This window comes from Caballeronia sp. A2-2 (assembly GCF_057612605.2).
On record NZ_CM173618.1, the window covers coordinates 494,180 to 516,524 of the forward strand.

21 protein-coding genes and 2 pseudogenes are annotated in these 22,345 nt (G+C 56.9%); 13 read left to right on the forward strand and 10 right to left on the reverse strand.

Translation table 11 applies throughout. The annotated features are described in order from the left end of the window. Nucleotides 1–263 precede the first annotated feature (263 nt). Together ACZCWR_RS25810 and ACZCWR_RS25815 are read left to right on the forward strand one after the other, a co-directional pair. Nucleotides 264–1,715 carry an IS1182 family transposase gene (locus ACZCWR_RS25810; RefSeq protein WP_487306150.1) on the forward strand — a complete coding sequence of 484 codons (1,452 nt, stop codon included), beginning with the start codon at nucleotides 264–266 and terminating at the stop codon, nucleotides 1,713–1,715. A gap of 530 nt (nucleotides 1,716–2,245) precedes the next feature. Next, complete coding sequence (locus ACZCWR_RS25815; protein WP_487305862.1) at nucleotides 2,246–2,539, forward strand: hypothetical protein; 294 nt, start codon at nucleotides 2,246–2,248, stop codon at nucleotides 2,537–2,539. A gap of 19 nt (nucleotides 2,540–2,558) precedes the next feature. Here the strand turns inward: ACZCWR_RS25815 and ACZCWR_RS25820 are convergent, their stop codons facing one another. Together ACZCWR_RS25820 and ACZCWR_RS25825 are read right to left on the reverse strand one after the other, a co-directional pair. Beyond that, a complete protein-coding gene (locus tag ACZCWR_RS25820) occupies nucleotides 2,559–3,065 on the reverse strand; it encodes a hypothetical protein (RefSeq protein WP_487305863.1) in 507 nt (168 codons plus the stop codon). Between the two features lie 79 nt (nucleotides 3,066–3,144). Continuing rightward, nucleotides 3,145–3,450 carry a hypothetical protein gene (locus tag ACZCWR_RS25825; protein WP_487305864.1) on the reverse strand — a complete coding sequence of 102 codons (306 nt, stop codon included), beginning with the start codon at nucleotides 3,448–3,450 and terminating at the stop codon, nucleotides 3,145–3,147. Between the two features lie 214 nt (nucleotides 3,451–3,664). Between ACZCWR_RS25825 and ACZCWR_RS25830 the strand changes: the two genes are divergently transcribed. The 3 genes from ACZCWR_RS25830 (at nucleotide 3,665) to ACZCWR_RS25840 (ending at nucleotide 6,092) form a co-directional block, all read left to right on the forward strand. Continuing rightward, nucleotides 3,665–4,801 (forward strand): hypothetical protein, encoded by a 1,137-nt coding sequence (locus ACZCWR_RS25830; protein ID WP_487305865.1) that lies wholly within the window; start codon nucleotides 3,665–3,667, stop codon nucleotides 4,799–4,801. Nucleotides 4,802–4,968: 167 nt separating this feature from the next. Then, nucleotides 4,969–5,457: a hypothetical protein gene (locus tag ACZCWR_RS25835; protein WP_487305866.1), complete on the forward strand. Its 489-nt coding sequence runs from the start codon at nucleotides 4,969–4,971 to the stop codon at nucleotides 5,455–5,457. A gap of 119 nt (nucleotides 5,458–5,576) precedes the next feature. Then, nucleotides 5,577–6,092, forward strand: a complete 516-nt coding sequence (locus tag ACZCWR_RS25840; protein WP_487305867.1) for a tyrosine-type recombinase/integrase — start codon at nucleotides 5,577–5,579, stop codon at nucleotides 6,090–6,092. Between the two features lie 255 nt (nucleotides 6,093–6,347). On the opposite strand, the gene arsH is transcribed toward ACZCWR_RS25840, so the two are convergent. The 5 genes from arsH to ACZCWR_RS25865 form a co-directional block, all read right to left on the reverse strand. Continuing rightward, nucleotides 6,348–7,097, reverse strand: coding sequence for an arsenical resistance protein ArsH (arsH, locus tag ACZCWR_RS25845; protein WP_487306151.1), 750 nt, complete (start codon nucleotides 7,095–7,097; stop codon nucleotides 6,348–6,350). Next, a complete protein-coding gene (gene arsC, locus ACZCWR_RS25850) occupies nucleotides 7,063–7,497 on the reverse strand; it encodes an arsenate reductase (glutaredoxin) (RefSeq protein WP_487305868.1) in 435 nt (144 codons plus the stop codon). Before arsC ends, arsH begins: the two co-directional genes overlap by 35 nt. Before the next feature lie 19 nt (nucleotides 7,498–7,516). Further along, nucleotides 7,517–8,587 (reverse strand): ACR3 family arsenite efflux transporter, encoded by a 1,071-nt coding sequence (gene arsB / locus ACZCWR_RS25855; RefSeq protein ID WP_487305869.1) that lies wholly within the window; start codon nucleotides 8,585–8,587, stop codon nucleotides 7,517–7,519. A gap of 57 nt (nucleotides 8,588–8,644) precedes the next feature. Beyond that, nucleotides 8,645–8,968: an ArsR/SmtB family transcription factor gene (locus tag ACZCWR_RS25860; protein ID WP_487306152.1), complete on the reverse strand. Its 324-nt coding sequence runs from the start codon at nucleotides 8,966–8,968 to the stop codon at nucleotides 8,645–8,647. A 716-nt stretch (nucleotides 8,969–9,684) separates the two neighbouring features. Next, nucleotides 9,685–9,912, reverse strand: a complete 228-nt coding sequence (locus ACZCWR_RS25865) for a hypothetical protein (RefSeq protein ID WP_487306197.1) — start codon at nucleotides 9,910–9,912, stop codon at nucleotides 9,685–9,687. A gap of 26 nt (nucleotides 9,913–9,938) precedes the next feature. Between ACZCWR_RS25865 and ACZCWR_RS25870 the strand changes: the two genes are divergently transcribed. From ACZCWR_RS25870 to ACZCWR_RS25895, 6 genes and pseudogenes are all read left to right on the forward strand, one after another. Then, the gene (locus ACZCWR_RS25870) at nucleotides 9,939–10,721 is read left to right on the forward strand and encodes an AraC family transcriptional regulator ligand-binding domain-containing protein (protein ID WP_487305870.1); all 783 of its coding nucleotides are present in this window, start codon (nucleotides 9,939–9,941) and stop codon (nucleotides 10,719–10,721) included. After that, nucleotides 10,634–10,918, forward strand: coding sequence for a helix-turn-helix transcriptional regulator (locus tag ACZCWR_RS25875; RefSeq protein ID WP_487305871.1), 285 nt, complete (start codon nucleotides 10,634–10,636; stop codon nucleotides 10,916–10,918). The genes ACZCWR_RS25870 and ACZCWR_RS25875 overlap by 88 nt, the downstream gene beginning before the upstream one ends. A 92-nt stretch (nucleotides 10,919–11,010) precedes the next feature. Further along, nucleotides 11,011–12,009, forward strand: a pseudogene (locus ACZCWR_RS25880) (aldo/keto reductase). A 611-nt stretch (nucleotides 12,010–12,620) separates the two neighbouring features. After that, the gene (locus tag ACZCWR_RS25885; RefSeq protein WP_487305872.1) at nucleotides 12,621–12,914 is read left to right on the forward strand and encodes an HAD hydrolase-like protein; all 294 of its coding nucleotides are present in this window, start codon (nucleotides 12,621–12,623) and stop codon (nucleotides 12,912–12,914) included. A 21-nt stretch (nucleotides 12,915–12,935) separates the two neighbouring features. Continuing rightward, nucleotides 12,936–13,169, forward strand: a pseudogene (locus ACZCWR_RS25890) (HAD family hydrolase); the annotation flags it as partial. A 39-nt stretch (nucleotides 13,170–13,208) separates the two neighbouring features. Next, nucleotides 13,209–13,358 carry a DUF2934 domain-containing protein gene (locus ACZCWR_RS25895; protein WP_487305873.1) on the forward strand — a complete coding sequence of 50 codons (150 nt, stop codon included), beginning with the start codon at nucleotides 13,209–13,211 and terminating at the stop codon, nucleotides 13,356–13,358. A gap of 212 nt (nucleotides 13,359–13,570) precedes the next feature. Here the strand turns inward: ACZCWR_RS25895 and ACZCWR_RS25900 are convergent, their stop codons facing one another. The 3 genes from ACZCWR_RS25900 to ACZCWR_RS25910 form a co-directional block, all read right to left on the reverse strand. Then, entirely contained in the window at nucleotides 13,571–13,879 is a 309-nt protein-coding gene (locus ACZCWR_RS25900) for an H-NS histone family protein (RefSeq protein WP_487305874.1), read from the reverse strand. Nucleotides 13,880–16,545: 2,666 nt separating this feature from the next. Beyond that, nucleotides 16,546–16,794, reverse strand: coding sequence for a hypothetical protein (locus ACZCWR_RS25905; protein WP_487305875.1), 249 nt, complete (start codon nucleotides 16,792–16,794; stop codon nucleotides 16,546–16,548). Nucleotides 16,795–17,555: 761 nt separating this feature from the next. Further along, a complete protein-coding gene (locus ACZCWR_RS25910; RefSeq protein WP_487305876.1) occupies nucleotides 17,556–18,305 on the reverse strand; it encodes a GntR family transcriptional regulator in 750 nt (249 codons plus the stop codon). A gap of 148 nt (nucleotides 18,306–18,453) precedes the next feature. Here ACZCWR_RS25910 and ACZCWR_RS25915 point away from each other — a divergent pair, with 148 nt between their 5' ends. Both ACZCWR_RS25915 and ACZCWR_RS25920 read left to right on the forward strand, forming a co-directional pair. Beyond that, nucleotides 18,454–19,632 carry a mandelate racemase/muconate lactonizing enzyme family protein gene (locus ACZCWR_RS25915; protein ID WP_487305877.1) on the forward strand — a complete coding sequence of 393 codons (1,179 nt, stop codon included), beginning with the start codon at nucleotides 18,454–18,456 and terminating at the stop codon, nucleotides 19,630–19,632. Nucleotides 19,633–19,677: 45 nt separating this feature from the next. Next, complete coding sequence (locus ACZCWR_RS25920) at nucleotides 19,678–20,991, forward strand: MFS transporter (RefSeq protein ID WP_487305878.1); 1,314 nt, start codon at nucleotides 19,678–19,680, stop codon at nucleotides 20,989–20,991. The last annotated feature ends 1,354 nt before the right edge of the window (nucleotides 20,992–22,345 follow it).

Genomic DNA, 22,345 nt, shown 5'->3' on the forward strand with positions numbered 1-22,345 from the left:
TTACTCGCGTATTTGAAGATCGCTGCTCAAATTAGGAGCCCAGCCAGCGCCTATCTCAGCCGTCGGCTTCAGTCGAAGACGATGCAGCCTTCCCATGTGATCGTGACCGCTGTCACATCGGATCGAAGCCCGTCAAACGCGCTTCCAACAAGGCTAAAACGGATCGAGTTGCTGCGATGGTCGTGGGCTCCACGCGGCCCAGAGTGTGTCAAAACGCATTTTGAACACCTATCATGGTGGCATCAGGTTACAGGGTGAACGAGATGAAGCGTTTTGTTCAAGGCGACAGTCGTACGCAAAGCATCCTGCTTCCTGAATCGCTCGACGATTATGTAACGGACACGAATCCTGTCCGCGTGATCGACGTGTTCGTCGACGAACTCGACCTTGGTCAACTGGGTTTTGACGGTGTTGAACCGGCTGATACTGGCAGGCCGTCATATCATCCCGAAGTCATGCTGAAGATATACATCTACGGCTATCTCAATCGCATTCAGTCCAGTCGACGACTGGAGCGCGAGGCTCAACGCAATATCGAACTGATGTGGTTGACGGGGCGATTGATGCCAGACTTCAAAACGATTGCCCGTTTCCGCAAAGATAACGGTAAGGCGATTCGTGCCGTGTGCCGGCAGTTCGTGATGCTGTGCCAACAGTTGGATCTATTCGCCGATGCGCTCGTCGCAATTGATGGCAGCAAGTTCAAGGCGGTCAACAACCGGGACCGCAACTTCACGAGCGCAAAGCTGAAGCGGCGTATGGAAGATATCGAGTCAAGCATCAACCGTTATCTCGTGGCGCTTGAGACAGCTGACCGTCAGGAGCCGACGATCGCCAAAGCAAAGGCAGGGCGGTTGCAAGACAAAATTTCGGCGCTGAAGGAGCAGATGCAGGTGCTCAGGGATATCGAGGTGAAGCTCAATGCGTCACCGGATAAACAACTATCGCTGACCGACCCTGATGCCCGCTCAATGAAGACGCGAGGCACGGGCGTGGTTGGCTATAACGTGCAAACGGCAGTCGATGCAAAGCATCATCTCATTGTTGCCCATGAAGTTACTAACACCGGCCTCGACCGGGACAAACTCACGTCGATGTCGCGCCTCGCGCGAGCCGAAATGGGAGTTGATAACCTCACCGTCGTCGCTGACCGAGGGTACTTCAAGAGCGAAGAAATCCTCGCGTGTCATGAAGCAGGCATCACAGTGTTTGTGCCAAAGTCGGTAACCTCGGGTGCCACTGCCGATGGTCGCTTCGGCAAAGACGACTTTATCTATGACGCATCGAAGAACGAATATTCATGCCCGGCGGGTGAGCGTCTGATCTGGCGGTATGCAACCGTGGAGAGCGGTCTGAGACTTCATCGCTACTGGAGTTCGAATTGCCAGCAATGCACGCTAAAAGAGAAGTGCACTCCCAGCGTTCAACGACGGGTGAGCCGATGGGAACATCAGGCCGTTCTAGAACAAATGCAAACGCGTCTTGACCATGCACCGGACATGATGCGTATCCGGAGGCAAACCGTCGAGCATCCGTTCGGGACGATCAAGGCCTGGATGGGCGCAACACATTTCCTGACCAGAACTATTGAGAAGGTCAGCACTGAGATGAGTTTGCACGTGCTGGCGTACAACATGAAGCGGGTCATCAAACTACTCGGCTCGGCGGACTTGATCTGCGCAATTCAAGATCGAAGCGTGCAAGCAGCGAGTTGATGGGCAGGCAGGAGGATCGCACCTCATCGTGTCGCACACGCGACTCTACGGCACCAGAACCTTCTACGGACGACGCTTCGTCCGCCGCCGTTGACACTGTTCTGGCCAACCCTTGTTATTGGGGTTTTGACACACTCTGGGCCACAGCCGGCCGTTCAGCGAGCGGGGGACCTGCCGTTTGAACGGCTGCAGTACTCCGAAACCTGCCGGACGAGCTTCGCACTCAATTCGGCCTTTGCCGTCATTCGAGCATCGGCTTTGGTCTGGCGGCTGACCACCGCTTTCCGGCCGTTCGCGCGTCAGCCTGTCTCGAATGACCGGTCACGCCGTCCGCCAATGCGAACTCGCGACCCAAAGCTGACGATCGTCCCGTCATCGGCAAGCGGCAGGTTAATGAGTCGACCCTGAACAATGCGCCGAGCCCTGCGCGAGTTGAGTCACGAGAAGAACGTTCGAGGATGCATGCTTAAGAACAAGCTCAGCATTAAGACATAAAAAAGCCTCAGCCTCCGGAGGATCATCCTCAGGTTGTGACCCGCGACGAGCACCGCAGCCACGACTTCTGCGTCGTCATCGCGCAATTTGCACTGAAAGCGCTCGAAGAGTTCACCGACAGGCTGTACGCGGCCGGGGGTCGCTTCGAAAAAAGCTTAACGCTGAGCATCGTGGCTGACGTGGTGTCACGCTCGGGCGAGCGCTTCCTGTTTTCCATCGCCGACGAACTTGAGCGAAGAAAGGTGAATTCAATTTTCGACGACTACAGTCCGTTCAGACCTGAAATGGGATTCTTCATCGAAGACATCGATGTCGACCCTCGTTGGTAGTCTTGGATCGCGCGTACGATCAGATCCAGGACACGATCCTTTGTTCAATGACGTGCACGTCGACCCAAACACCACCAACCGCTAAAACCTTGTCGTAGTCACCGCCGAAGGTGTGCCAGCATAGATCGTGAAACAGCCAGCAAATGCGTTCAGTCGAAAGCGCATTCGGATGCGGTCCTTCATTCCAATCATGGCCGCCGAGGTGCTCCTCCAGACTTTCGTCATAGTCGAGTCGCGCGATGATGTTGTCGTCGTCCGCGCGGAACCGACAATGCTCGCGCGACAAAATGAAGTCAACGGTGACGTCCACCAAAACGTCCTCAAAACTCGAGTCGTCAAGCTGGCAGCTCTGCTTGCCTCCGCGCTCGCGGTAATCGGCAAGTGCTCGACGTGCTCGATCGTGAATCCACCTCTCCGTTTCCTGAAGGCGTCGATTGATCTCCCGCAGCCGGTTGAGTTCCAACTCGGATAGTAGCGTCAGGTCAGTCCTGCCCTGCTCGAGGACGATGAAATCTTCATTTCGCATGCGAGAGACTTTCGATTAGAAACAGCTGGTTAGGCGAAAGTTGGGTGTGGCTCGCTGTCCTCCTACTGCGCCCAACGGATCACGTCCTGAGGCCACGGGCTCGCTGTTCGGCTTCAATCTCCTTTTGTCGAGCTTGCAATTTGGCCTCGTCCGCGCTGTCGTTTTTCAACATGGCGCGCATACAGTTGTTTATCGCGCGCGCGTGCTCGACCCTAAGATGGGCCTTTAACTTCAGCGTATCGGAGTCGCCGTAATCGACGGGGTTGTACACGCCACCTAAGACGGTATGCGCATAGATCGCATACAGCTCGCGCGCGATGATGTCGGCGTGGTCTGGGTCCATTCCTTCACCCTGCAACGCAAGTGTGAATTTCTGCTTATCCATGCAGTTCTCTCCCGTTTCTTTGTTGTTTAGCGTAGCGGGCCTGCTAAGCGAGAACGTCCAACGGTCATACAAACTGCCTCGTCTGTTGACGGTTGATGATAGCGGGGAATCTGCAATATGACTTGCCGGCAAGCCTGATATGGACTGGCCGCCGGCAGCCCGTTGCGAGACTTGCTACTCTTCTGTCCTATTCATCAGACGAGGGTGAGACACGATGGCGTTGTTTGAACTGAACAGCGGAAAGCTCCAGCTTCTGAAGTCGGCTAACTTCGGCGTTCTCGGCCTCCACGAGCGTCCCGACATCCAGGCGGCGATCAGAGACAACATCGGCGCGATTACGCCAGGCACCAAAACCATGGTTCTTGCCGAAGAGTTCAATTCTTGGGACAAGGCAAGCCGCCGCCGGATCGACCTGCTCTGCCTAGATTCCAACCGCAACCTCGTGGTCGTGGAACTCAAGCGCGATGCCTCGGTACATATGGATCTTCAAGCCATTCGCTACGCCGCGATGGTGTCCACGATGCTGTGGGCGCACGCGGTCGAGGCGCACCGCACGTTCTTAGCGGAACGCCGGTCCAACGCTGATCCCGAGCAAGCGATTCGCAAGTTTCTCAACGTGGAGGACGACGAGGTTGTCGTGTTCAACGACAAAGTCAGAATCGTTCTGGCCTCTGCCGACTTTTCACCTGAATTGACTACTTCCGTGCTCTGGCTCAACGAGAAGTACTCGATGGACATCCGATGTGTTCAGATGCTTCCGTATTCCATCGAGGGTAAGGCTAAAGAAAAGGTGTTTTTGGACATCCAACAGGTCATTCCGCTTCCACAGGCGCAGCAGTACACGGTCAGCGTGCGCGAAAAGACTGTCGACCAGGAGAAGGTCCGAATCGCAGCGTCCCGTAAGACGCTTATCTACAACATCACGATTGGCGAGAGCGTTACCCTGAATTTGGCGCGTGCAGACTTTCTGCTCGCGTTGGTCCGCGAAGCGATTCGACAAAGCGTGACGCCAGAGCAGATCATGGCGGGCATTCGCTGGAAGCGGCCTAAGGTTTTTCTGACGCTACCCGGTAAGGCTGATGCAGAAGCATTCAAGGCCAAGTATGAGGATGCGAGCGAATACTTCCTGAGCGAGCAGGACCGCTTCGTCGTTGCCGGCAATACCTACGTTTTCCATGCCCTCTGGGGCAGCAAGACTTCCCAGGCTGCCGATATCATCAAAGCTCTCATGCCGGACCACTCTGCCGTGTCCTGGGAGGCGGCCGACCCTAGCTCAGCAGAACCTCTACTTCAGAATGATGTTGGACCCAAAAACAGGATAAGTCGAGCGAGATTGAGCAGGCCGAGATAGCGTGTGACATATCAAGCGGAAGGCCGAGAACCCGTACGTTGACCCGGACGGCCCTTTCGGGCATAAGTCGCGATAGCCGGAGATTTTCGAGTTGAAACTAACCTCTGCTCAAGTTTCTCGCGCTCGTGCCGATCTTCTTGTTTTTAAAGAACAAGAAGAGATTCACCATGATTATCAACATGTTGACCCGGCTGGTCATCGGTAGCTCAATCACCGAAGCCGTCATCGACGGCATGATTCGCGATAAGGTGCACGAACCGGAGGTCGGCGGCGTCGTGTACTGTGATCTGGCGGCCGGCTATGCCGAGCACTCGGGTATCTATATGGGCGATGGCGAAATCATGCACCGGGACGGCAGAGGCGTGATCTGCAGAGTGACAGCGCGCGAGTTCCTCGCAAAAACGCCGGGCAGAATCATCTACACGTCCTGCTACAACACTCAAGCAACCGGCTTCCAGCATGTTGCCGATACGGCAGAGTACTTCGAGAGAACGCAGCGTGGCGAAGGCTACGCATTGTTGTGGCGCAACTGCCATATCTTCTCTTCGGCATGCATGACTGAGGACGAAGAAAACTCAGATACCTTTTTGTGGATGCTGAAGTCCACCGCGAAGGAAAAAATTATGGCGCACACGTGGCGCATTTGGGACCGTTGATCTAGGCAGCAAACTCCCGTAGGGCTGCGACACAGCTCTGCATTGAACAATCCGCCTCGCAGGCGGATTTTGTTTTTCGGAAAGAGTCGACCTACTCGACCGTCACAACGTCCTTCGTGATGCCATACGACATCTTCCACTCAACTTTGATTGCGATGAACGTGTCATCGAACGCGGCGTGCTTGTTCGCATCATACGGCTCGATGTCGGTCAGCGAGGTATTGCCGCTCAGGTCCAGCCTGCCGCGTGCGATGATAATGCAGCGCAAGACCAAACGGCCAGTGCAATTCGAGGTCACCGAGCCCGCTCGGGTTGCGGTCGCTGCATGGATCGAAAAGGCTAAGCTGCGGTCCGACGAATACCTGTTCCCAAGCCGCTTTTCCGGTTCGCCGCATATCTCAACGCGGCAATACGCCCGGAAGGTACATCAATGGGTCGCCGCAGTCGGCCTGGATCCGACCGCCTACGGCGCGCACTCGATGCGGCGGACAAAGGCGACTTTGATCTACAAGCGAACGAAGAACCTGAGAGCGGTTCAACTTCTGCTCGGGCATAGCAAACTCGAAAGCACCGTTCGATACCTCGGTATAGAGGTCGACGATGCGCTTGAGATCTCCGAGCAAACTGAGATCTAAGAGGTCCCGCGGCCGTGCGACAGGCTGTTGGTCGCTGCGGCCGCCTCGCGCTTTTAGCGCACCGCTCCTCGCGGCCATGAGCCGCCGGTCGAGGTCGCCGTCCAATATAAATAGCCAAGGTCTCGACCGCCCCCGCTCAATGGCCGGTTTCCGGCGAGCAAATTGCCGGTGGCACTGCCTCAACCCGGCCAATTCCGGACATCGACATTGCGTCACCGATTGTCCGCTTCGTGCTTGATTGCGGCCAGCCGCGAGTCAGATACTTTCCTGATTGACTCGCTTCATCAGTTGCTCAGCGCTTTCCTTGCGTTCGCTGTAGCGATCGACGAGGTACTGGCCGATATCGCGTGTCAACAGCGTAAATTTCACGAGTTCCTCCATCACGTTCACTACACGATCGAAATAGGTAGATGGCTTCATGCGGCCGGCTTCGTCAAACTCCATAAACGCCTTCGCCACCGACGACTGGTTCGGGATCGTCAGCATGCGCATCCAGCGCCCGAGCACGCGCATCTGATTGACGGCGTTAAACGACTGCGAGCCACCGCTCACTTGCATCACCGCGAGTGTCTTGCCCTGCGTCGGACGCACCGCGCCAAGCGAAAGAGGAATCCAGTCGATCTGCGATTTCATGATGCCGGTCATCGCGCCGTGGCGCTCCGGCGAGCACCAGACCATGCCTTCCGACCACAGAACCAGTTCACGCAGTTCCGCTACCTTGGGGTGCGTGTCGGGCACATCGTCTGGCAATGGAAGGCCGCTCGGATTGAACGTGCGCACCTCCGCGCCCATCGCCGTCAGCAGCCGGGCGGCTTCTTCGCTCAGCAGACGGCTGAACGAGCGCTCACGCAACGAACCATAGAGCAGCAGAATACGGGGCGGATGGAAGGATGTTTTCGTAGCCTGAAGGCGTGAGATATCGGGTACGCGGAACAGTGCCGCATCGATTTGCGGTAGCTCGATTGTGAGATCAGTTGACGGACTGGACACGCTTGCCCTCCGCATCGATAACCGCTGCGCCGTCTTCCTTCGTGAATGCGCCGCGTTGAGCATCGGGCAGGATGTCGAGCACGACTTCGGACGGACGGCACAGGCGCGCGCCCATCGGCGTCACCACGAAGGGACGGTTGATGAGTATCGGATACGCCATCATCGCGTCGAGCAACTGGTCGTCGGTCAATGCCGTGTTGTCCAGGTGCAGTTCGGTATAGGGAGTGCCTTTCTCTCGCAGCACTTGCCGCACCCTTAGCCCCAACTGCCCGATCAACTCGACGAGCCTTTCGCGTGAAGGCGGATTCTTCTGGCACTCGATGACGACGGGTTCGATGCCCGCGTTGCGGATCATCGCGAGGGTATTGCGCGAGGTGCCGCAATCTGGGTTGTGATAGATGGTGACTTCGCTCATTGCCATGCTTTCGTAACGTTCAGGCGCACTCATACCAGTCCTTCGAACGGTTGACGATGCGCACCACGAGCAGCATAACCGGAACTTCGATCAGCACGCCCACGACCGTCGCAAGTGCTGCGCCGGAGTTGAATCCAAACAGGCCGATTGCCGTGGCGACGGCCAACTCGAAAAAGTTCGACGCGCCGATCAGCGCAGACGGACACGCGATGTTGTGCTTCTCGCCGACCGCGCGGTTAAGCCAGTATGCGAGCGCGGAGTTGAAGATCACCTGAATCAGGATCGGCACGGCGAGCAGCACGATCACGAGAGGTTGTTTCAGGATGGCCTCGCCTTGAAGAGCGAAGAGCAGCACCAGCGTGGCGAGCAGCGCCGTGATCGACCACGGCCCGATCTTCGCCATCGTCGCTTCGAATGTCGCCTCGCCGCGCGCCAGCAGAACCTTGCGCAAGATCTGCGCGAAGATGACCGGAACGACGATGTAGAGCACGACGGACGTGAGCAGCGTCGCCCACGGCACCGTAATCGCGGATATGCCGAGCAGCAGCCCGACGAGTGGCGCAAACGCGACCACCATGATGCTGTCGTTGAGCGCGACCTGCGAGAGTGTGAAGAGCGGATCGCCGCCTGTCAGGCGACTCCAGACGAACACCATCGCCGTGCAGGGAGCGGCTGCCAGCAAGATCAGTCCGGCCACATAGCTGTCGAGTTGCACGGCCGGCAGCATCGGCTCAAACAGATTCTTGATGAAGACCCACGCGAGGAATGCCATCGTGAATGGCTTGACCAGCCAGTTGACGACGAGCGTGACGCCAATGCCCTTGATGTGATGACGTACTTCGTGCAGCGAGCCGAAATCGACCTTGACCAGCATCGGGACGATCATCGCCCAGATCAGCAGGCCGACCGGCAGATTGACCTGAGCGTATTCCATACGTCCGATTGTCTGAAAGACGCCGGGTAGTACTTGGCCAAGCAGAACGCCCACGACAATGCAAAGTGCGACCCAGACGGACAGATATCGCTCAAAGAAACTGATCGCCGGTTCAGACGTCTTTTTTCGCGCGGCGATGGTGTTTGCGGTGGTCATGAAGACTTGAGTTGAGGAACAAGGAATGCCATTGCATCGCGTCGTGGGTGTTCTCGGTCAGCATTGGCACGGATTTGCGCCAGAGTTCAGGCACGGCTGACCTTGACAGCAGTTCTCGGTCAGGAAACCGAGCACGGTATTCATCTGGTCGTAGGCGGCCCGATAGATCAAGGTGCGTCCGTCGCGCTCCTGCGTGACCAACCCCGCGTTCATCAACTCCTTAAGATGAAACGACAGCGTTGCATTGGGCACGTCGAGCTGCGCCGCGATCGTGCCGGGTATCAGCCCCTCCGGACCGGCGACAACCAGCATGCGAAACACACGCAGACGCAAATCGTGCGCGAGCGCCGCTAGGGCGCGAATGATGTTTTTCTCTTCCATATTTCCAATATATTCGAAATATATGTTTCTAGCGAGAGAATTTTCGGCATGTTTTTTGTTTGGGAGTTTGACCATTAGCGACCGGACGTCGTCTTTCCGCACAGTAGCTGACTCGCGCAGAACCGAAAGCGAACTCGTTCGGGGTCGAGCTGAGTCGATCCAGATCGCGCAGTAGCCGGCCAGTTTCTGCCGCTCGCCTGAGTCATTGGGCGGTTACTCGAACGACTGGTCTACTACGCATCCGGCAATTCGGGCCACGGTCATCGCAGAGGCGCGGTTCGCACTGCGCTTTCCGGCAGCCGGCGAGCTTCTGCCGTTCAGCGTAAGCATTCGGTCGTCCGGAATGCGTCGCGTTGCAGACGCAGACGTTACCCGCGGAAAGTCAGCGAATTAGATCGCGCCACAAATGGCGAGAAACGAGGGGCCACCATTGAAAAGCGTAGCAGATCGCCTGAGAAGGTTGGTCTTCGTTTCAACACTTCACCAATCTTCGCTCAGACATCTCCGTTCTGTTCTTCGTTATGTTGTTTGGGGTCACTTGCCCAAATAGCGAGTGCTGAGCGCGCGTGAAAGTTTAAGGTAGGGGCGTACAGGTCTTTTGGCGTGCTCGTAGAGAATCATCCTTGATGGAAAGGCCGTTGCCGCACGCGCCGAAGGCGAGTTAGCGTCGCGCGTCGACGCATTCAAAACACGTCACGCCTATGTCCTGATGCTCTCTACCATTCATGTGGTTTAGATCCGTCTTCGGCGACGTACATGATGATGAATAGCAACGCCTGCCGATGTGTGGGCGTGGAGTCGACCGTCCGCACCCACGTGGGAAGCGTATTTCGCAAGCTCGAATATTCGATGCGTGCCGCTGCGACGTCGAAGGCGGCGGCGCTATTGTAAAAGGGGAGCGCATTTATCAACGCTTCGAATGGCGCGATCGGATTGGCGATCATAGAGAAATTTTCCGTACACTCGGAGCATGAACCTCGACCTCATTCATGTGCGGCCCGCCGTTCTTTCACGCCTCGTGCGCCTTGGAGCAAATGTCGACCAAGCCATGGCAACCGCACGTGTGGCCACGTCGGGTCGGGTAGACACGGCTCGATATTTCGCATTCTGGGAGGCACTGGGCGCCTCTTCACCCCCGGACATCGGGCTTCGGCTTGCAGGAGTGACAACGGTACACGAGTACGACCTGTCGTTACTTGCGGCGCTGCATTCGCCAGACGTGCGAACTGTGTTCGAAAAGCTCGCGCGCTACAAGCGCCTCTGCGGACCACAGGATTTGCACCTGGAGTTTTCTCCGAACGAAGTCGCCGTTTCGACTGCGTGGTTGAAAGCCTCGACGCCGCCACCGTCGCGCCTTGTCGATGTCATGTTCGCAACGCTGCTCGTGCTGCTCCATCGAGGCTCTGGCCAGGCACTTGCCCCGAGGCGTCTCGAACTTACACGGGCGCGCTCGGATGAATCCATGCTGATGCAGTTCTTCGGCTGCCCGCTGAAGTTTCGCGCGAGGCGCGACGCACTGATCTTTGACGACCACGTTCTGGGTACGCCTTTCGTCACGCATAACGCCGACCTGCTTCACGCGCTGCTCCCCATACTCGACGAGCAGGTAGCGCAGAAGCGTGGAATGGTTTCCTGGAGGAAGTTCGCAAAGCAGTCGCCAAACGAATGTCAGGAGAGCGACCGAGCGCCGATAAGGTTGCCCATGAACTTGCGACCAGCGCGCGCACGCTTCAGCGTCGCCTCGGGGCGCTAGGCACGAGCTACCAGCAGGTGCTCGACGAGATTCGCCGTGACACGGCGATGCGCCTTCTCTGTACGACAAGCATCGAGATCGCCGAAATTGCCTTCCTGCTTGGGTTTGAGGAACTGAACTCCTTCACGCGTGCTTTCCGAAACTGGGAGGGCAAGACGCCGAAACAGTGGCGTGAGTTTCGTGGCGCGATTGGATGAATGAACGGCGCGATCTGGTTTGAGCGCAGGCATCTCGATCGATATCTTGTCGACATGGATCCCACCGGACGACGCAACCTGGAGTAGAACCTATGTCGACGAAACCTGAAGTGAAGCTTGGCGCAACCGGCCCTACCGTGTTCCCTATCGCACTGGGCTGCATGGGCATGGGCGCGACCAGTTGGTACGGCCAGAGCGATGAATCCGAGAACATCGCCACGATTCATGAGGCACTTGAGCACGGTGTGAATGTGCTCGACACTGGCGACTTCTACGGGATGGGACGTAACGAACTCCTTCTTGGCAAGGCACTACAGGGATGACGCGATAAGGCACTGCTCAGCGTCAAGTTCGGTGCACAGCGTGGACCGGATGGCGCGATCGTGGGTCGAGACGCCCGACCGCAGGCGGTGAAGAATGCTTTGGCTCACAGCCTGTCACGGTTGGGCGTCGATTACATCGACATCTATCGAACGGGATTGGACCCGAACGTACCCATCGAGGACACGGTGGGGGCGATGAGCGAAATGGTGAAGGCAGGGTACGTCCGCTACATCGCTTTGTCCGAAGTCGGCGCCGACACGGTTCGTCGCGCTGTCAAGGTACATCCCGTTTGTGACGTCCAACTTGAGTACAGCCTTATTAGCCGTAGCATTGAATCGAAGATCGTCCCGACACTCGCGGAACTGGGAGTCGCCATCACGGCCTATGGCGTGCTCTCGCGCGGCCTGCTAACGGCCGCGAGACCGAAGGATCAAGGAGACGCCCGCACACAGCTCCCACGCTTCGAGTCTGCAAAAGAAAACGAACCGCTCGTTAATGCTCTCGCTCGTGTGGCCGCCGGAAAGAACGTAACGCCGGCGCAATTGGCCATTGCCTGGGTCCGTGCCCGTGGCGCGGAACTCAGCGTGACGATTGTTCCGACGCTGGGTGCTCGCACCCGCGTGCAACTCGCCGACGTGATCGCGAGTCTCGATGTGTCTCTTGATGCCGCCGAAGTCGCGGCGCTGGAGCAGGCTGTGCCTGCAAGTGCAGTCGTGGGAACGCGCTATCCGGAGGCCTGGTTGCACACGATCGACAGTGAGAGATAGCGGCCATCGCTTCCATATTGCCCCAACATTCGACGGTAGCTATGGGATGAGGAGCAGACTTTCAGTGGGACTGTCTCGAACGACAGAAACGGGTCGAACTTGCCCTTTCACATTTGGGGGAGGGTGACGTTCCACGCGGCGGCGATATGAACGGCCGGTTTCCTTCATTCAACAGCCATCCCAGCGTGGATCGATGAACGTCGGCAAAGGCCGATGAGGCGATGCGGACTTACAGTGATCGAATGACCGTTCGAGAAGCTGAACGGTCGTCTGAAAGTGTTTGCAATGCATTAAACAGGTGCCCTCCTGTTTAGGGTTGAGGATGCCTGCCCTGATCCATAGGCACGTCAACTCGCCCAGACGCCACGGCAGACGTCCTATAAGCCCGAAGGGACGAATCCGCAAAGTGTTCCGATGTAGTCTGAACCTTCCACCGTTATGGCGATTCGGAACGCTGTGAAGGAAATGACCCTATGCAAAACGCAGCTGTATTTGATATCGACGACACACCGGTGGACTCGGTCGACCTACATGCGCTTGCTTGGCACGAGGCCTTTGTCCACTCAGTCATGACGTGAGCGTGCCGAAAGCACGCAGTCAGATAGGCAAAGGTGGCGACAATCTGCTTCCCGAATTTTTGTCCGACGAGCAGATTGACGGCAATAGGGTCCGCCATTGGAGAATGGCGCGGGAAGAGTTCAGAATACCTTTGCCGAGTGCAGCCATTCTCTGCTGTTCCTCCGCTATTCCGAGCGCGGCGCGCAAAGGGGATCAAAGTCGCCGTCGTGTCGTCCGATCAGAAAGACGAGCTTGAGGTCTATGAAAAGATCGCGCAAGTCGAGTCTCTGCTGGATGATTGCGTTTCGTCCGAGGACGTTGAGGCATCAAAGCCCCGCACCCGATGATTTTAAACTGCTGCAACCAAGCTAAGTCTTCCGCCTGCCGACATCATTGCCGTTGGCGAGTCGCCGTATGACGCACAGGCAGCGACACAAGCCGGGATGACGGCGATTGCCTGTCTGTCGGGGTGTTTCTCAGAGCGCGCCCTGCGCGAGGCGGGCTGCACGCATATTTATCTTGGGCCGGTAGACTGTTCGCATGCCTTAACTCATACTTGTTTAGATCGCGCTGAGGTGGCTCACCCTCTCGCACTGATCTGACCTGGCCACAATAATTCATTATCATCAAGGATGAGAGTCATGGATATGCCCGTAGCCGAAGAACAAATTCGCACGCTTGCTTACTTGATGTGGGAGGAAGCGGGTAGTCCCGAGGGACGATCCGATGAGTTTTGGCTGCTGGCTCAACAGCATCTCAATGGGGATTCGCAGAGCACTTTAGCCCAGTAGAATTGCATCGGAACTGTGTTGACTGGCTCCGGGTGTGCCGGGTCGATGTGACACGCGAATGAGCGTGTCGTTCCGGCCTCTCGTCTGGAGCAAAAATCTTGGCGGCGTTTTCTGCATCGGTAATCTTTGTTTATCCGTTCCCACCACGCGCATAGAACAGGCTCGCCGGAGCGTCCAGCGCGACCTACAATCCGAGAGGCGCAACAGTTGTGCTAATTGCGAAACAGCGATTCTTCCATCATCTCGCGCGAAGCGATGCGGCGGTCAATGAGAAACTCGTTCTTGTCCTTGCCGACGATCCAGTGAGGCGCGCGTCCCCGGCCGCTCCACGTCGCGCCGCTCACCGGGTCGCGATACTTCGCTGCCGGTTCGTCCGGATGCTCACCAGATTTTCGGCCCATCAACTCGTTCAAGCTGATGCCATATTCACGCATCTTTTGAACGATCTCGATGAGCACGAGCCGCGTCTCTTTTTCCTTCGCCGCTTCCAGTTGTTCGTCGAGCGCCTTTTGTTGCGCCATCAGTGCTGTCACTTCTGAACTTTGATATCCCATGTTTTGCTTATTCCGATTCGTTGTTCTACAGAATAGAAAATAATCCGTCAGGCCGGGCAAAGAAATGCTCGACGCCACAACTGGATGAACACATCGCAAGCGTTATGCCGGCGCACGACAAAAGTTGCGCAGCATCGTAATCTGCATCTCTGCAATGGATTGATGCTTTCCCTGTTCCGCGTCTTAGCCCCACGAATGCCTGAACATTAAACGGCGCGAGACGACGTTGAAACCCATCCTGACCATCGTCACATAGAAATCGGTGGGACTACCGTCTTGGCGAAATACGCCGCTTGCTGCACTACGCGCAAGCGTGGTTGAACTATCTCGCCACGGGCGAAATCGTCTCAGGTTGCTCGCTGAACCCTTCGAGATAACGGCCTTCGTAAAGATTTTCGTTGTTGATGAGTCGCAGCGGCTGAGGATTTTCTCCCGAATGCGCTCTGATAGACGGCGCAAGCTCATAAATCGCCTCTTCGGGTTTAACTCTGACAAGTCAAGTTTGCTTTCTCTCTCGGCGAAATGCTGGTACATCTCTTCCAGCCCGCCAATATACAGCGCTCCCCTCCTCTGAAGCAATAATACAACATGCGATCGTTCGTGTCGCCCGCATGTGCGATGCCGTCGACCCGCGCACCTGCGAGTCCGTAGGTTGTGAATTACATCGTAGCCGCATTCAGGATGCGTCGACGCGTCACCTCCGGATCGCGTTTTGTCCGTGGTTCGCTCATCGTCGTGATCTCTTTGCAACATGTCTATTTCAGGTTTAATTAATCGTGGACAGTCGGCTGCGCGTCAACAGATCAACGCATCGACGTCGGCCTTTTAAATGACATGCCGAACTCTAGCGATGCGCCCCGAGCGTGGTTCCGCTACATTGGTGTGTGCCACCGCGCCACCGGTACACGCGCCAATTGATAATCGATGAAGAGTTCTGCGCACGCCAGAGAATGAAAAATCTTTATCTCCATTTTGTCTCGATATTCGATGCGGTCATGACGAAGGGGGCTGTGACGAAGGCGGTGGACCGTCCGGCGCTCACGCAGTCCGCTGTCAGCAACGCCATTGCCCGAATGCGGGTGATTTGAGACGACCCGCATTTCACCCAATACGGCCGTAAAATCAAACCCTCCGCAAGAGCGCGCGAACGTTGGCGGGCTATTCGGGAACCGCTGGCGCGATTCGCCTTGCCATCCGTCGCCTGACCAATTTGATGCGTCCACGTCGAACCGCGCTTTTCGTGTCGGAGTCATCGATTACCTGTTGGGTTCGCTATGGCCTTCCATGCGTCGGCATGTCAGGCGGCACGCGCCGGGGATTTGAATTCTTGCGGTGCCCATACCAGTCAGGAAACAAATATCCCCTTGCGGGACAACAATATCGACATATGCCTTGCGTTGTCTCCTTAACATGAGCGATGAATTCGGCTCGTGCGGCTTTTCATAGAGGAAGGTCTGCGCGATGGGCTTGGACCATCCGCTTGCGCAGGTTCCGCTGACCGAGGAAAGGTTTCTCGAAGCCAAACACCTTTTTTTCGTTTCTCTCTCAGGTGACCCGGTCGGCATTGCGGATGCTGCTCTCAGCGTGCAGGAAAGCGACGCCGGGTCGCGATCACATTGAATAATTTCTCGGGCGCGCAATCGCTTCTGCTTTCATCGAACCTGATTGCCATACTGCCTGCAGGCGCGGTGCGAAATCACCCGCTCAAGGACCAGATTTACTCATGTGATGTACCACTGACGATCGCACCGTTTGACTCTACCATGGCCTGGCATACACGATATGATCGCGATTCCGCTCATAAACGGATGCGTGCGCTTATCGTTCAAACTTGCAAGTTAATATGGAAAGCGGGTTGACTCGGATCACATTTTAAACAATGTTATAGGTCGGTTGATACTCAGACAGTAGTTGGTTTAGAAATGGGTCAGTACAATAGACTCTCGTCGCTCCTGTTGATGCCTTGCGCTATGGCACTAGTATTTAAGCGCGCTGGGCATGGTCGTCGGTTTTGATAAACGGCATGGGTGAGAGAAATCAGGGCTCACTTATTCGACGCTGTTTTACTATAGGTTTGGCAAGACAGGAAGGGACGGATTCAAGCGGCAATCGGTGGGTGATCCGGCCGGTCGGTGATCAATAGCCGTCCACTGCAGGAGGACGTCATCCTCTGAATTGCCCGCAGGGCCAAAAATTGGCTGAAGCACTCTGTTTGCCCACAGGACCGCACCACCGCACTTGTGGAAACATCGGCATAAAGCCCGCGCATAAGTTTCAGAAAGGCCGAATCCATCTTGTCTTCACGACCGATGATGATCGAGCTGGGGCTGCGACATTCCACAAAACCGCGTTTGCATTGTTCGCATACCTGATGTCGCCGCGCATCAGAAACACGCCACCCAACAATTTGCGGTGCCGGCCTAGTTTGATAAAGCCGCAGCTGACGTTGTTCGTTAACAGAACACTTTAAAGTGTGGTGTCTCCAAAACATTTTCATCCGATTCGCGTCCGGATCTCACGGTTTCCTCGGCGAGGCTTCGAAGAGGATAGTCGAATGAGCAATCGAAAATGTCAGGCACAAGAGCAAATCCGTGCCGGTCTGCTGAGGAAGCACAATCCATGAACAGGTGTTGCTACGAAAGATCTAAGAACTGCCCGATCCAAACTTTATCATCGTTTGGATTCTGAGAGACGAAGTTCCTTACGGCTCGAAGTAGGAGTTCGTCGAAAGTTAGATCGCTGGAAACACGCTTCTCGATTACTGCCAAGGCAGTACGGGAGATTATTCCCATATAGATGTGATCATCGGCCTTGATGCCGATTTTGCTCCAGTCACCGCTCACGGCTTCGTCGATAATCCATACTTCGGTCACCTGTCTCATCTGTGTCCCTAAAGTTTCGAGAACCAGCAGTATGCCGGAACCCAGCGAAGAATTCCTTCTCGGCTCTAACGCACTTTGGGGCTAATGTTTCAACGGCCGCTGAAAACTGGACATGGAAAGTTATCCGTCGCGTCCTAAACCCTTTGCGTCGGTAGTACCCATCGCTGATAAGCGAGCACTGATAGTCCCAAAGCGGTTGCGATTTGCGTCGTTCGTGGCTAGACAGGAAGTGCCGAACAGGGTTGCCGGCTTTTACCTGTTCGATGCGGGTGACCTAGCCTAAGAATTCCGAGTTGCAGGATGTGCTCGGCTGAACCTAAGCAATCTTCGCCAACCCCGCCTTCAACGGAAGGACCACGAAAAATTGATAGGGAGGAGATCGTCCATTCAATCCATGAAAGGCACGAATCTCTACCTGTGTCCTGCCCGCGAAGCAAGCAATATGATCGGCTGCAGTGGAGCTGCTTAGTCTGGCGAACTTTCTGTTTTGTGGTCACTTTTCGAGCGAGCGAACGAAGTGCAACTGTAATTATGGGGATACGTTTCGGGAAAACAGCAGGGCTCTTTCAATCGCAGTAAGGTCGTACGTCATTGCAGACATCGTCCGAGTGCCTGTGGAATAAGCACGCACGCATTGTGATTCCACGACGATAGTCCGAGGATGTAGCCGGACTCGCGCTGTCCCTTCGGTCACGATTGAATTCCCACTCGTACTTCTTCCGCGACGCGAGCCCCCGTGTATAGTCCGATCCGATAGCGGGTCAGCCCTCCCCTTCGCCAGCCACCCAGCGCAATTCGCTCAGATAATCTTGTGCATCAGTCACGATCCACGAACGGCGATATTCGACCGGCGCCCCGCGCAAGTCGAATGCCGTGCGAACCGAAAGCAGCACGGGATGACCTGCGGGCCGTTCGAGATCGTCGGTGATGTCATCCGGAAGCAGACAAGCCTGCAAGCGATCCTCGACGCGGCTCACCGACACGCCGCACTGCTGCTCCAGAAACGAGTAGACCAGATGCGCGCTCGCGCTATCGTCGCCCCACTCCTTTTCGCCCACACGCGCATAGGGAAACGTGATGGTCTCCACGACAAGCGGCGTCTCGTCGAGGGTACGCCGCCTTCGTAGGCGATAAACGAGCGCACCGGCGGCAAGCCTGAGCGCCTTGCACTCGTCCGCATCGGCGGCAGCACGTTCGCGCAGCAGGATGGTGTCCACAGGCAGACGCTTCACTCCGTTTTCACGATCGACCAGCCGAAAAAAGCTTGTGAATGCGCGTTCGTTGGTCGCGCGCGCCACAAACGTTCCACGTCCGCGATGCCGCGTGACCAGCCCTTGCCCGCTTAGCACATCGAACGCTTTGCGCACGGTTCCCACGCTGACCTTGAAGTCCTTCGCAAGCGCTTCTTCACCCGGCAGCAATTGCCCGGGAAGCCATTCGCCGCCAACGATCCGGTCACGGATATGCCTTGCAAGCCGCACGAAGGCCGGGCTGAGATCGAGAAAGTCCATCGCTCAATTCTATACAGAATGCAGATGCTTCACTGCAGAATTTGATTCTCAAGCTAGGCGTTATTTCATAGAGTGTTTTCGACATTGGCAGGGCGCTCATTCCCCTGTCGATAAGACCAACACATTGAACAGGTTATCGAGACCGCTCATGAATCGACATGTCCACCGCATCACTTCCGTCGAAGCCCTTCACGTGGGGCAATTTCTTTACGCGCGCATCCGCACCGAAGCCGGCTTGACCGGTTACGGCGAAGCCGGCTCGTGGGGGCATATCGAAGCAGCGAAGGCGGCGCTCGACAAGTTCGGCGAGTATCTGGTGGGTCAGGACGCCAACCAAATCGAACTGCATTGGAACGTGATGCAGCGTTTCTCGCATTTTCGGGGGACGGCGATCAATGCGGCGGTATCCGCGATCGATATCGCCTTGTGGGACCTACTCGGCAAGCGCTTGCAGGCGCCCGTCTGGCAACTGCTCGGCGGCGCTTATAGGAACAAGCTGCGCGTGTACGGCCATGTCTATGCCGAAACCCTCGAAGAGGTGCTCGCCGAATGCCGTCGTCTGCGCAGCGAAGGCTTTACGGCCGTTGGCCATATCAACCCGTTCCTCGACGAACCCGAAGGCGAAGCGTATTTCCGCTCGCACGCAGGCAAGGTGAGCGACGCGAAGGAGCGCGTGATGGCGTTTCGCGAGGCAGTCGGGCCGGACGTCGATCTGCTGATCGAGATGCATCGCCGTCTGTCGCCTGCCGAGGCCATCGCGATCGGTCAGGTGCTCGAACCGCTCACGCCGATGTGGCTCGAAGACCCGCTGCGCCCAGATTTCTATCCGCAGATGACGACGGTCGGCCACGCGATCCGCGTTCCGATCGCAACGGGCGAACGCTTCTCGACGCCGGCCGAATTTCATCTGCAACTTGCGGGCGGCGGCGTGCGGTATGCGCGCACATCGGTATGCGTGTGTGGCGGCATCACCGGGGCGAAGAAGATCGCCGCGCTTGCCGAAGCGCAAAACGTCGATATCGCGCCTCATAACCCGCTCTCGCCGATCAGCCTCGCCGCCTGCATGCAGGTCGCCGCAGCCGTGCCGAATTTTGCGATTCAGGAATACCCGACCGGATTCGAAAATCTCGTGCTGAAGTCGGGCAAGCAGTTGCTCGGCTCCGACCTCGTGAAGAGTCATCCGGTGCCGACGGCGGGATTCATCGTGGTGCCGGATGCGCCCGGCATCGGCGTGGAATTGCAGGACGACGTCGAGTCGCGCCGCGAACCGCTGCATCGTCCGGTATCAATGCGTCGCACTGTTGACGGCGCACCGTTCGACCAATAAGTCGCAACCGACCGCGCGTTACAAAATCAATTACAGGAGACCACAATGGACCCGATCGTGACCGAGGGAGAGGGCGTCGGCAGGAACCGATGGCTCATCGTGCTGCCGATGACCTTCGCTGTCTACATGCTGTCGTACTTCGACCGCGTGAACATTGCGATGGCGCTGCCGCACATGTCAAAGGCGCTGGGCTTCACGCCGGTGCAGGCGGGCTGGATCGGTGGCGCGTTTGCGTGGGGTTACGCGTTCACGCAATTGCTCGCGGGCTGGCTCGCGCTTCGGTTCGGCGCGCGGCGGCTGGTGGCCATCTGTCTCGTGCTGTTCGGTGGCGCGGCCATGCTGACCGGCATCGCGCACTCGTTCTGGGCAATTCTCGGCGTGCGTATTCTGCTCGGCTGCGCGGAAGGTCCGGTCTATGGCGCGACCTCCATGTTGCTTGCGCAATGGTTCATCAAGGCCGAACGGGGCCGCGCCTTCGGTATCTGGAATCTGGGCGCGCCGCTCGGTGGCTTTCTGGCAGGTCCGATTTCGGGGGCGCTCATTTCGCATTACGACTGGCGCGTGATGCTGATCGCCGAAGGCTTGCCCGCGTGGATTTTCTGCATCGTCTGGTTTAGAGCGATTCCGCAGAGCCTCGACCTCGCACGCTGGCTCGACGATGCCGATCGCGCGTTCATCCGCCGCGATCTCGCCCAGGAGCAGGCAGCGTACGCCGCGCCGGAACGCGATCCGTGGTGGACCATCTTCAGCGAACCGGCCGTCTGGCTGATGACGATCGGCTTCGGGCTCAATACGATTCTCCTGTACGGAACGACACTGTGGCTGCCCTCGGTGATGAAATCTTACGGGCAACTGAGCGAAACGACGATCGGCTTTCTGGCCGGCGCGCCGTTCGTCATGTCGATGCTCGGCATCTATTACATCAGCCATCGCTCGGATCGTCACGGTCAGGAGCGCCGCTGGCACGCCGCCGTGCCAACGATGCTCACCGGCCTGCTCATGATCGCCGCCGCCTTCGTGCCCGCGCCGCTGTTCTGGCTTCAGATCGCGCTATTCATTGCGCTCGGGTTCACGCTCAAGATGCTGATGCCGCTCATCTTCGCGCGGCTGACCGAAATTTTGCCGATGCGTAAGGCGATGCCTGCCATCGCCTTCGTGAGCGGTGTCGGCAATCTGATCGGCCAGTTTCTCGGACCGCTGATGGTCGGCTATGTGCGCTCGATGTCATCGGACTACAAGCTGTCGCTGCTTGCGCTCGGCCTGTCTTCAATGGCCGGAGGCGTGGCGATCGCGCTGTCGAAAACGAACGCAGAGCGCGCCGGTTGCGCATCCGGCGAGGTGCAGCAACCAGCGCCGTGAAGTAATGCACGCACGCGATCTACCGCGCGTCGATCACAGCACGCGGAAGGGTCTCACCGAATTGCAATGCCGCAAGCTCGGCCTTTGCCGACCATCGGTGTTAGGCAGCCGTAGGACTGCAGCGCACCGCATTCCCGACATTCGCTATGCGGTGCAGTCGAATGTCGGATCCAGGAAATTGCGAACGGGTCTTGACGACCCAAAAGCGACACCCGCCATTCGCTCAAGCAGTCATTCACTCTGTACAATAACATCAGTTAAGCTCGCCACATCGGCGTCATCACGGAAATGAGACCACGCTCTCACCGGATTTGCGATCAACCACGCTAATCCCTGAAGCACCCCGGCCCCTGATCTCCAAATCGCAGCAATCGTACGTGGTTGCCCAAAGTTGACTAGTTAGCTTGACCCCCAAGACGGGCCCCCATTCCTGCTTCAACACAGCGAAGGGTGGCGCAAACATGCCACCCGACTGATCAAGGTAAAGACGGTAGTGCCCGCTCCGTGCCCTGTACTCCATTTGTACCTGTTGAGTCGGCCCTTGCAAGCGAATCAGCAAAACTAGTAGCGAAGCAATAGAGAGCGCTATCCCTAGCCAACCTAAAAAAGCACGAATTATTTGCCGACGCAGCGTGCGTGCGAAAAACGCCACCAAAAGGCCGACAGAACTGGCCAGTATGCAACCGAACACGGCATCCAAGCGCCAGTCTTTGAATTCGACGGTCACTGGCCATTCCCGGATTCGTGTCAAAAAGAGCGAGCCGAGCAGTACTAGTGCAACGACAATGGGCGATAGCACACTGATGCGGCGTTGCCTCATATTTTCTGTTTGCATCGGCGATTGATGAAATGAAAGAAATTGATGCCATGCGCACTATGATTGTCGACGATTCACGGTGTTTCGTCGACCGGCCGCTCCTGGCCGGGAGTACGCGCTTGCGACTGGCTGCTTTGGGGCTGCGGAATCTCAGTGGCCTCTTCAGGGCGATGAATTCTTAAAGCAGACCGACGCAGCCCGACCCGTTACCGTCACTGGCCTGGCCGGCGTGCCAATGACCGCTTCCCAAGTCCAGGAGCCGTTCGTTCAGGTTTGGTTGGTTGCCGATAGTTGGCGTTCGCGTGCATTAAGAGCAGTTATCGCTAACGTCCAGCAGCCCGTCTATTACTGACCTTGCATGGCTACGCGCGGCAGGTGAATCGCAAATGCCTGCGCCGACTAAACCATCCGAGCTGACATAAAGCAATGGCAATTGTTGGGCAAGGCCGTCGTTAACGTGCCTTAACAATGCGCACGGCGAGAGCGCGACAGTCAATGTTAATATGTATGCCATCACGTTATTAAGCGCTTAATCAG

What these genes read in the sequence shown, in the direction of transcription:
- ACZCWR_RS25895 (WP_487305873.1), top strand. Translation starts at nt 13,209, where the DNA reads ATGGATATGCCCGTAGCCGAAGAACAAATTCGCACGCTTGCTTACTTG.
- ACZCWR_RS25905 (WP_487305875.1), bottom strand. Translation starts at nt 16,794, where the DNA reads ATGAGACAGGTGACCGAAGTATGGATTATCGACGAAGCCGTGAGCGGT.
- arsC (WP_487305868.1), bottom strand. Translation starts at nt 7,497, where the DNA reads ATGAGCGAAGTCACCATCTATCACAACCCAGATTGCGGCACCTCGCGC.
- ACZCWR_RS25825 (WP_487305864.1), bottom strand. Translation starts at nt 3,450, where the DNA reads ATGGATAAGCAGAAATTCACACTTGCGTTGCAGGGTGAAGGAATGGAC.
- ACZCWR_RS25835 (WP_487305866.1), top strand. Translation starts at nt 4,969, where the DNA reads ATGATTATCAACATGTTGACCCGGCTGGTCATCGGTAGCTCAATCACC.
- arsH (WP_487306151.1), bottom strand. Translation starts at nt 7,097, where the DNA reads ATGCGGAGGGCAAGCGTGTCCAGTCCGTCAACTGATCTCACAATCGAG.
- ACZCWR_RS25920 (WP_487305878.1), top strand. Translation starts at nt 19,678, where the DNA reads ATGGACCCGATCGTGACCGAGGGAGAGGGCGTCGGCAGGAACCGATGG.
- ACZCWR_RS25865 (WP_487306197.1), bottom strand. Translation starts at nt 9,912, where the DNA reads ATGATCGCCAATCCGATCGCGCCATTCGAAGCGTTGATAAATGCGCTC.
- ACZCWR_RS25910 (WP_487305876.1), bottom strand. Translation starts at nt 18,305, where the DNA reads ATGGACTTTCTCGATCTCAGCCCGGCCTTCGTGCGGCTTGCAAGGCAT.
- ACZCWR_RS25875 (WP_487305871.1), top strand. Translation starts at nt 10,634, where the DNA reads ATGTCAGGAGAGCGACCGAGCGCCGATAAGGTTGCCCATGAACTTGCG.
- ACZCWR_RS25820 (WP_487305863.1), bottom strand. Translation starts at nt 3,065, where the DNA reads ATGCGAAATGAAGATTTCATCGTCCTCGAGCAGGGCAGGACTGACCTG.
- ACZCWR_RS25840 (WP_487305867.1), top strand. Translation starts at nt 5,577, where the DNA reads ATGCCATACGACATCTTCCACTCAACTTTGATTGCGATGAACGTGTCA.
- arsB (WP_487305869.1), bottom strand. Translation starts at nt 8,587, where the DNA reads ATGACCACCGCAAACACCATCGCCGCGCGAAAAAAGACGTCTGAACCG.
- ACZCWR_RS25870 (WP_487305870.1), top strand. Translation starts at nt 9,939, where the DNA reads ATGAACCTCGACCTCATTCATGTGCGGCCCGCCGTTCTTTCACGCCTC.
- ACZCWR_RS25830 (WP_487305865.1), top strand. Translation starts at nt 3,665, where the DNA reads ATGGCGTTGTTTGAACTGAACAGCGGAAAGCTCCAGCTTCTGAAGTCG.
- ACZCWR_RS25860 (WP_487306152.1), bottom strand. Translation starts at nt 8,968, where the DNA reads ATGGAAGAGAAAAACATCATTCGCGCCCTAGCGGCGCTCGCGCACGAT.
- ACZCWR_RS25810 (WP_487306150.1), top strand. Translation starts at nt 264, where the DNA reads ATGAAGCGTTTTGTTCAAGGCGACAGTCGTACGCAAAGCATCCTGCTT.
- ACZCWR_RS25915 (WP_487305877.1), top strand. Translation starts at nt 18,454, where the DNA reads ATGAATCGACATGTCCACCGCATCACTTCCGTCGAAGCCCTTCACGTG.
- ACZCWR_RS25900 (WP_487305874.1), bottom strand. Translation starts at nt 13,879, where the DNA reads ATGGCGCAACAAAAGGCGCTCGACGAACAACTGGAAGCGGCGAAGGAA.